The organism is Siccirubricoccus soli, from assembly GCF_024178315.1.
Taxonomy (GTDB): domain Bacteria; phylum Pseudomonadota; class Alphaproteobacteria; order Acetobacterales; family Acetobacteraceae; genus Siccirubricoccus; species Siccirubricoccus soli.
Genome location: NZ_JAMZIK010000006.1, coordinates 82,293 through 90,673, shown reverse-complemented (window position 1 = coordinate 90,673; position 8,381 = coordinate 82,293). Strand labels below are relative to the sequence as shown.

General features: G+C 71.7%; 7 protein-coding genes. 2 read left to right on the top strand and 5 right to left on the bottom strand.

Translation table 11 applies throughout. The features are described 5' to 3' along the window. The 5 genes from NJ376_RS01065 to rpmI form a co-directional block, all read right to left on the bottom strand. Positions 1-680, bottom strand: a 680-nt coding sequence (locus tag NJ376_RS01065) for an ABC transporter substrate-binding protein (RefSeq protein WP_252951356.1), incomplete at its 3' end; no start/stop codon positions are given. A 223-nt stretch (positions 681-903) separates the two neighbouring features. Beyond that, positions 904-3,375 (bottom strand): phenylalanine--tRNA ligase subunit beta, encoded by a 2,472-nt coding sequence (gene pheT / locus NJ376_RS01060; RefSeq protein WP_252951355.1) that lies wholly within the window; start codon positions 3,373-3,375, stop codon positions 904-906. Position 3,376: 1 nt separating this feature from the next. Then, positions 3,377-4,453: a phenylalanine--tRNA ligase subunit alpha gene (gene pheS, locus NJ376_RS01055; RefSeq protein ID WP_252951354.1), complete on the bottom strand. Its 1,077-nt coding sequence runs from the start codon at positions 4,451-4,453 to the stop codon at positions 3,377-3,379. Positions 4,454-4,535: 82 nt separating this feature from the next. After that, on the bottom strand, positions 4,536-4,910 hold the full coding sequence (rplT, locus tag NJ376_RS01050) for a 50S ribosomal protein L20 (RefSeq protein WP_252951353.1): 375 nt from the start codon (positions 4,908-4,910) through the stop codon (positions 4,536-4,538). Between the two features lie 15 nt (positions 4,911-4,925). Then, positions 4,926-5,132, bottom strand: a complete 207-nt coding sequence (gene rpmI, locus NJ376_RS01045) for a 50S ribosomal protein L35 (RefSeq protein WP_252951352.1) — start codon at positions 5,130-5,132, stop codon at positions 4,926-4,928. A gap of 548 nt (positions 5,133-5,680) precedes the next feature. Here rpmI and NJ376_RS01040 point away from each other — a divergent pair. Further along, positions 5,681-6,643, top strand: a complete 963-nt coding sequence (locus tag NJ376_RS01040) for a Hint domain-containing protein (protein WP_252951351.1) — start codon at positions 5,681-5,683, stop codon at positions 6,641-6,643. A 124-nt stretch (positions 6,644-6,767) separates the two neighbouring features. Beyond that, on the top strand, positions 6,768-8,348 hold the full coding sequence (locus NJ376_RS01035) for a helicase HerA-like domain-containing protein (RefSeq protein WP_252951350.1): 1,581 nt from the start codon (positions 6,768-6,770) through the stop codon (positions 8,346-8,348). The last annotated feature ends 33 nt before the right edge of the window (positions 8,349-8,381 follow it).

Below are 8,381 nucleotides of genomic sequence, written 5' to 3'. Positions count from 1 at the left end.
TTGGCGAGGCCGAGCACCTTGGCGCGGGAGGCCTGGGCCTGGAGCAGGAAGGAGGAGTAGTCGGTGGTCTGCGGGAAGGGGTAGCGCGCCTGGCCGAGCACCTTGCCGCCCGCCGCCTGCACCGCCTCCGCCGTGTCCCGCTGCAGGGCATGGCCGAAGGCGTAGTCGGCCGTCAGGAAGTACCAGCTGTCGCCGCCTGCCTTCACCGTCGCCGTGCCGGCGCCATGCGCCAGCATCCAGGTGTCGTAGGTCCAGTGGACGTGGTTCGGGCCGCAGCGCGGGCCGTGCAGGTCGGCCGTCGCCGGGCCGGTGGCGAGGAAGACCTTGTCCTTCTCCCGCGCCAGGTCGGCGACGGCGAGGGAGATGGCGGAGTTGTTCACCTCCAGGATCGCATCCACCCCGTCCCGATCATACCACTGCCGCGCGATGGCGCTGCCCACATCCGCCTTGTGCTGGTGGTCGGCATGCACGATCTCGACCGGCAGCTGGGTGCCAGCCGCGGCGAGATCCTCGATCGCTTGGCGCACACAGGCATGGGTGCCGAGGCCGGAGAGGTCGCGGTAGGGGCCGGAGAGATCGCCCAGGATGCCGAGCTTCAGCGGCGCGGCGTTCTGCGCCCGGGCGCGAGCGGCGAGGGGGAGGGCGGCGCTGGCGGCGATGAAACCGCGGCGGGTGGTCATGTGCGGCGCTTCCTGTGCTGCGTTGGGGCGCAGCAATATCAGGCCGCACGGTCGCGGCAAGGTCGAGGAGGGCGCTGCCCTCCTCGAACTCCACCCGCCCAGGGCCGAACGGCCCTTGGAACCCTTGAGTCGGCAGGTTGACCGACGCGCCCGAACCCATGGTTTCCAAAGGCCCTTCGGCCTTTGGCGGGGTGTGCTCGAGAGGGGCAGAGCCCCTCTCGACCTATCCGCGCAGCGCAGCCCCCGTGGCCTTCACCACCGCCGCCACGATCTTCCCCGCCACGGCCTCGATCTCCGCATCCGTCAGCGTCGCCTCGCGCGGCTGCAGCGTGACCTGGAGGGCGAGGCTGACCTTCCCCTCCGGCAGCTTGTCGCCGGCGTAGCGGTCGAACAGCGCGACATCGGTGACTAGCGCCTTGTCGGCGCCGCGCGCCGCGCGCAGCAGCGCCTCCGCCGGCACCGTCGCGTCCACCAGGAAGGCGAAGTCGCGCCGCAGGGGCTGGAAGGCGGGCAGGTCGGGCGCGCCCTTCTTCCGCTTCTTCGGCTCCGGGATGGCGTCGAGGAACACCTCGAACGCCATCGCCGGCCCGGCGATGTCGAGCGCGGCGCGCAGCTTCGGATGCAGCTCGCCGAAAGTGGCCAGCACGGTCTTCGGCCCCTGCCGCACCACGCCGCTGCGGCCCGGGTGGTAGAAGCCCGGCGCATCGGCGGTGACCTGCAGCGCCGCCATGGGCACGCCGAGCGCCGCCAGCACGGCGAGCGCATCGCCCTTGGCGTCGAAGGCATCCACCGGCCGCGAGGCGTCCGCCCAGTGCCGCGGCGTCTGCCCGGCGCGCAGCCCAGCGGCGACGGCGAGCTGCCCTTCCGGCGAGGGGTCGCGATAGGCCGCACCCAGCTCGGACAGGGCCACATCCGGCCAGCCGCGCGCCGCATTGCGCGCGGCGGCGAGCGCCAGGCTCGCCACCGGCGTCGGCCGCATCTGGTCCAGATCGGCGGCGATCGGGTTCTCCAGGTGCAGCTCCGGCGGCGTCGCGCCGAACAGCGCCGCCGTCTTCGCTTCCAGGAAGCCGAAGCTGACGCAATCCAGCATGCCGCGCGCGGCGAGCACGCGGCGCGCCAGCACGGCGCGGGCCTGCTTCGCGGTCAGCGCCGGCGGCGGGACGATGCCGGACACGGGCAGGGAGACGGGCGGGATGGAATCCAGGCCGCGCAGCCGCAGCACCTCCTCCACCAGATCCGCCTCGGGCTCGATGACGGCGCAGCCCTCGGCGGCGGCGCGGGCGCGGGCCGGGTCGAGGCCGGGGAACTGGTCCAGCGCGCCGTGGCCCGCGATGTCGTTGCGCCAGGAGGGGACGGCGACCGTCACCTTCGCCGCATCCCGCGCCTCGACGGTGAAGCCGAGGCGTTCCAGCGCGCCGACCGCCTCATCCGCCGGCACCTCGGCACCGCCGAGGCCGGCCAGCCGCTCGAAGCGCAGCGTCGCGCTGCGCTGCCAGGCGGGCGGCGTGCCGGCGGCGGAGACCTCGCTCGCCTCGCCGCCGCAGAGCTCGATCATCAGCTCGGTGGCCAGGTCCAGCGCCAGGGGCGGCAGGGCCGGGTCCACGCCGCGCTCGAACCGCGCCCGCGCATCGGTGCGGATGTCATGCCGGCGGCCGGAGAGGGCGATGCGCACCGGGTCGAACAGGGCGCATTCGATGAAGCACTCGGTCGTCGTCTCGTCGCAGCCCGTGGGCGCGCCGCCGATGATGCCGCCCAGCGCCTCGGGCCCCGCCGCATCGGCGATGATCCCGTCCTCCGGCGTCAGCGCATATTCCTTGCCGTTCAGCGCCGAGAGGGTTTCGCCCTCCCGCGCCATGCGCATGGTCAGCGTATTGCCCTTCACCTTCGCCACGTCGAAGACGTGCAGCGGCCGGCCGAGGCCGAAGGTGAAGAGGTTGGTCACGTCCACCAGCGCGTTGATCGGCCGCTGGCCGATGGCCACCAGCCAGTCCTGCAGCCATTTGGGCGAGGGGCCGTTGCGCAGCCCGCGGATGGCGCGGCCAAGGACATGGTCGCAGGCACGCGGATCGGCGATCTCCCAGCGCAGCGGGGCGGGGTAGGCGGGCGTCACCTTCGGCGTCGGCAGCGGCTTCAGCGTGCCGAGTCCGGCGGCGGCCAGGTCGCGCGCCACGCCGCGCACGCCGAGCGCATCGCCACGATTGGGCGTGACGCTGATCTCGATGATCGGGTCGTCGAGCCCGGCCCAGGTGACGTAGCTCTCGCCAAGCGGCGCATCCGCCGGGAGGTCCACGATGCCGCTATGGTCGTCGCCGAGGCCCATCTCGCGGGCCGAGAGCATCATCGCCTCGGACGCCACGCCGCGGATCTCGCCCTTCTTCAGGGTGATGCCGGTGCCGGGGATGAAGGCGCCGGGCAGCGCCACCACGCCCTTCATGCCGGCGCGTGCGTTGGGCGCGCCGCAGACGACGGAGAGCAGCTTGCCGTCGCCCGGATCGACCTTCAGCGCGCGGAGGCGGTCGGCATTCGGGTGCTGCTCCGCCTCCACCACCTGGGCGATGCGGAAGGAAGCGAGCGCCGCGCCGCGATCCTCCACCCCTTCGACCTCGAGGCCGATGCGGTTGAGGGTGGCGAGGATGGTCTCCAGCGAGGCCTCGGTCTCGAGATGCCGGCGGAGCCAGGAGAGGGGGAATTTCATCTCAGATGCCCTCCGCCAGGGAGGGCGGCGAGAGCGGATCGCTCGCCCAGTGGCGCAGCCAGCGCAGGTCGCTCTCGTAGAAGGGGCGGAGGTCGGGCATGCCGTGCTTCAGCATGGTGATGCGCTCGATCCCCATGCCGAAGGCGAAGCCCTGCCATTCCCGCGGGTCGAGGCCGCAATTGGCCAGCACCTTCGGGTGGACCATGCCGGAGCCGAGGATCTCCAGCCAGTCGCCGCCTGCGCCGAGCTGCCCGGTCTTCCGGTTCCAGCCGATATCGACCTCCATCGAGGGCTCGGTGAAGGGGAAGTAGGAGGAGCGGAAGCGCACCGGCAGGTCGGCGATGCCGAAGAAGGCGCGGAGGAAATCGATCAGGCAGCCCTTGAGGTGGCCGAGATGGATGCCGCGGTCGATCACCAGCCCCTCCACCTGGTGGAACATCGGGGAATGGGTCGCGTCATGGTCGGCGCGCCAGGTGCGGCCGGGGACGATGACGCGGATCGGCGGCTCCTGGCCCAGCATGGTGCGCGCCTGCACCGGGGAGGTGTGGGTGCGCAGCACCGGGCGGCGGCCATCGGCGCCGGCGGGCAGGTAGAAGGTGTCGTGGTCCTGCCGGGCCGGGTGGTGGTCCGGGATATTGAGGGCGGAGAAGTTCAGCCAGTCGCTCTCGATGTCCGGGCCCTCTGCCACCGAGAAGCCCTGGGCGCCGAACAGCGCCACCAGCTCCTCGAAGGTGCGGCTGATGGGGTGGATCCCGCCTTCGCCGGCCGGCGCGGCGGGGCGGGGCGGCAGGGTCACGTCCAGCCGCTCCGCGGCCAGCCGCGCCTCCAGCGCCGCATCCTCCAGCGCCAGGCGGCGGGCCTCGATGGCGGACTCCAGCTCCCCCTTCAGCCGGTTGAGCGCGGCGCCGCGCTCCTTCCGCTGCTCGGCCGGCACGGCGCCCAGGCCCTTCAGCAGCCCGGTCAGCTTGCCGCTCTTGCCGAGGGTCGCCACTCGCACCGCATCCCAGGCGCGGAGATCGGCGGCGGCGGCAAGCTGTTCGGCGGTCTCGGCCCGGAGGGCCGCAAGGTCATCGCTCATCATCGCGGGTCCCGAACAGGCAAAAGGCCGCACCCTGCCGGGAGCGGCCCCTTGCGCAAAGACTTCCCCGAAGGGGGAGGGATCAGGCGGCCGGCGTCTGGGCCGGCTTCGCCGCGCGGGCCTTCTCGACCAGCGCCGCAAAGCTCGCCGGGTCGTCGAAGGCGATGGCGGCCATCACCTTGCGGTCCAGCTCGATCCCCGCGGCCTTCACCCCGGCGATGAACTGGGAATAGGTCAGCCCGTGCTCCCGCACCGCGGCGTTGATCCGCTGGATCCACAGGCCACGGAAGTCGCGCTTCTTGTTGCGGCGGTCGCGATAGGCGTATTGCAGCGCCTTCTCGACCCGCTCCAGCGCGGGGCGGTAATTCGTGGAAGACCGGCCGACATAGCCCTTGGCGAGCTTGAGGACCTTCTTGTGGCGGGCATGGGCGGTAACGCCCCGCTTCACACGTGCCATGGTGCGCTCGCCTCCTTACCGATCCAGCCCGTAGGGCAGCCACTGCTTCACCGTCAGCCCATCCTGGTGCCGCAGCACCTGGTTGCCGGTGTTCTGCCGCTTCACCTTGGAGGTGCGGGCGGAGAGGTTGTGCCGCTTCTTGCCGGGGCCGGCGAGCACCTTGCCGGTGGCGGTGATCTTGAAGCGCTTCTTTGCAGAAGACTTCGTCTTCATCTTGGGCATTTCGGACCTCCGTATTCGGCCGTGATGCGCCCGGCGAAGGGGCGCGGAGACGCGGCCGGGCATGCCCTACAGGCCCGGCGCGCGTGGGAGGCGGGCGTATAGCGATGTCCCGGGCCGCCGGCAAGCCGGCACCGTCCAGGGCCAGGTGCCGCCTGAAAAACCGCGACGCGGGCGGCTTTCCGGACGGCGCAATCCAAGCGGCGGTCTCCGTCCCGGGATTCTCTCCGAGTGCGAAATAATTGGTCCTGCTATCTCTGGTTGCTGGAATTATCCGGGACGCCTCTCGCATTATGGGAAAGAGGCCGGGGGTATTTCACCTTTTCGGATGAACGCGCCCTAGGGCAGCCTCCGACCCGATGGATCACGGCGTGATCCGCCCAGGTCGGAGATGAGCCGCTCTGGATCTTGCGTTTTCTGGAGCACACTCCGGTCAGGTGATGCCACCTGGCCGGAGTGTGCTCCAGGGCGCGGCGACGCCGGAGCGGTGGGCGCGCCAGGCCGTGCGTCCAGCGGCCCCGCCCGCCGAGCTCGTTGCATGGAGTGCGCCGATGCCCACCACCGATTCCGGTTACCAGGTCTATCTGCTGTCCCAGATCGACAGCACCAGCGACACCTCTGGCGAGATCACCAGCTCTGTCGTCTCCGGCGTCACCATCACCGTCTCGGGCGCGGACGGCCTCACACTGGGGGACAACAGCGCCAAGGCGGAAAGCTTCCTTGCCTCCCAGCTCCCGGGGGGCGGCGTGGCGGTCACCTATCGTGGCCTGGCGGTGGTGGACGGGGTGTCCGGTTTCTATGCCTCCATGGGCACCAGCCCGAGCACGAAGTACTACTTCTTCACCAAGAGCGAGGCCGTGATCGGCAGCGGCGCAGCCGTGACGCTGACCCCGGATACGCTGGGCGCGGGTGGCGCGGACTACACCTTCTGCTTCATGCCCGGCACGCGCATCGCCACCCCCGCGGGCGAACGGGTGGTGGAGAGCCTCTCGATCGGCGATCTGGTCACCACCGCCGGGGGCGAGACCCGCGCCATCCGCTGGATCGGCCGGCAGACCGTCTCCGCCCTCTTCGCCGGCCGCGCCGACAAGCTGCCGGTCCGCATCAAGGCGGGCGCCCTGGCCGAGGGCGTGCCGAGCCGCGACCTCTGCCTCTCCCCGGGCCATGCCCTGCTGATCGACGGCGTGCTGGTTCAGGCCGGCGCCCTGGTGAACGGCACCACCATCCTGCGGGAGGAGGAGGTGCCGGCGACCTTCACCTACTACCATATCGAAACCGCCGACCACGCCGTCATCCTGGCGGAGAACACCCCGGCGGAAACCTTCCTCGACGCCGACACCCGCGCGACCTTCGACAATGCCGCGGAATACGAGGCGATGTTCGCCGGCAGCCCGGAGATGCCGGCGCTCGACCTGCCGCGCGCCATGTCCCACCGCCAGGTGCCGGTCGCCATCCGCCAGCGCATCGCCGCCCGCGCCGCGGCGCTGACCGGCCCGGCCGTCGCCGCCGCCTGAACCCGGACCGGGGGCGGGAATCTGCCCCTGGTACCAGCGAAGGGCGGTCCCGCCACCGGCCGGCCGCCCTTTCTCGTGCTGCCGCCCAGGCCCTATATCTGGTCCGGCAGGGCGGGAGGCTGGGATGACGGATTCGATTCTCCTCGGCGCGGGCGAGACCCCCTGTCGCCTGCTGCTGTCCCGCGCCAACCGCCACGGGCTGATCGCCGGCGCCACCGGCACCGGCAAGACCGTGACGCTGCAGACCCTGGCGGAGGGCTTCTCCCGCGCCGGCGTCCCGGTCTTCTGCGCCGATGTGAAGGGCGATCTCTCCGGCTTGGCGGAGCCCGGGCGGCCCAACCCCAAGCTGGAGCAGCGGGCGCAGGCGCTGGGGGAGGCGGATTTCGCCTATGAGCCCTCCCCGGCCGTCTTCTGGGACGTGTTCGGCCAGCTCGGCCACCCGCTGCGCGCCACTGTGGCGGAGATGGGGCCCGTGCTGCTGGCCCGGATGCTGGAGCTGAACGAGACCCAGGAAGGCGCCCTCGCCATCGCCTTCGCCCTGGCCGACGACGAAGGCCACCTGCTGCTCGACTTCAAGGATCTGCGGGCAATCCTCTCGCATGTGGCGGAGCGCGCCTCGGAGGTCAGCACCGCCTATGGCCATGTGACCAAGGCCAGCCTCGGCACCATCCAGCGCCGCCTGCTGCTGCTGGAACAGCAGGGCGGCGAGCATTTCTTCGGCGAGCCGGCGCTGACGCTGCAGGACCTCATGCTCCTTACGCCCGATGGGCGGGGGGCAGTGAACGTGCTGGCGGCGGAGAAGCTCATCGCCTCGCCCCGGCTCTACGCCACCTTCCTGCTCTGGCTGCTCTCCGAGCTGTTCGAGGAGCTGCCGGAGGTGGGCGACCTGGAGAAGCCCAAGCTCGTCTTCTTCTTCGACGAGGCCCACCTGCTGTTCCGCGACGCGCCCCGCGCCCTGGTGGAGAAGGTGGAGACGGTGGTGCGGCTCATCCGCTCCAAGGGCGTCGGCATCTATTTCGTCACCCAGAACCCGCTGGACCTGCCGGCCACGGTGCTCGGCCAGCTCGGCAACCGGGTGCAGCATGCGCTGCGCGCCTTCACCCCGGCGGAGCAGAAGGCGGTGCGGGCGGCGGCCGAGACCTTCCGCCCCAACCCGAAGCTGCGGGTGGAAGAGGCGATCACCGCGCTCGGGGTGGGGGAGGCGCTGGTCTCCACCCTGCAGGCCGATGGCACGCCGAGCATGGTGGAGCGCGCCCGCATTCTGCCGCCGCGCGGCCGGATCGGGCCCCTCACCGCCGAGGAGCGGGCGGCGATCATGGGTCGCAGCCCGCTTGCCGGGCATTACGATACGCCGGTGGACCGCGAGAGCGCCTATGAGGGGCTGGTCGGCCGCGCCGCGGCGCCCCAGGCGGAGGGCCCGCAACGGACGGGCAGCGCCCCGGTGCGGGGCGGCAACCCCTGGGGCGGCGCCACCCTGCCGCCGCGGCCGCTGCCGCAAGTGCCGCGCAGCAGCCGCATCCCGCAGATTCCGCCGCGGGAGAACGATGGCGGGCTGGGCGGAATGGTGGGCGACATCCTCACCGGGCGCGGCGGCAGGCGGGAGGGCGTGGTGGAGTCCATGGCCAAATCCGCCGCCCGCAGCATGGGGCGGCAGCTCGGGAATGCGGTGCTGCGGGGGGTGCTGGGCTCCATCCTGAAGCGCTGAGGCCCTGGCAGCTCCGGTCATCACGCAAGGTTT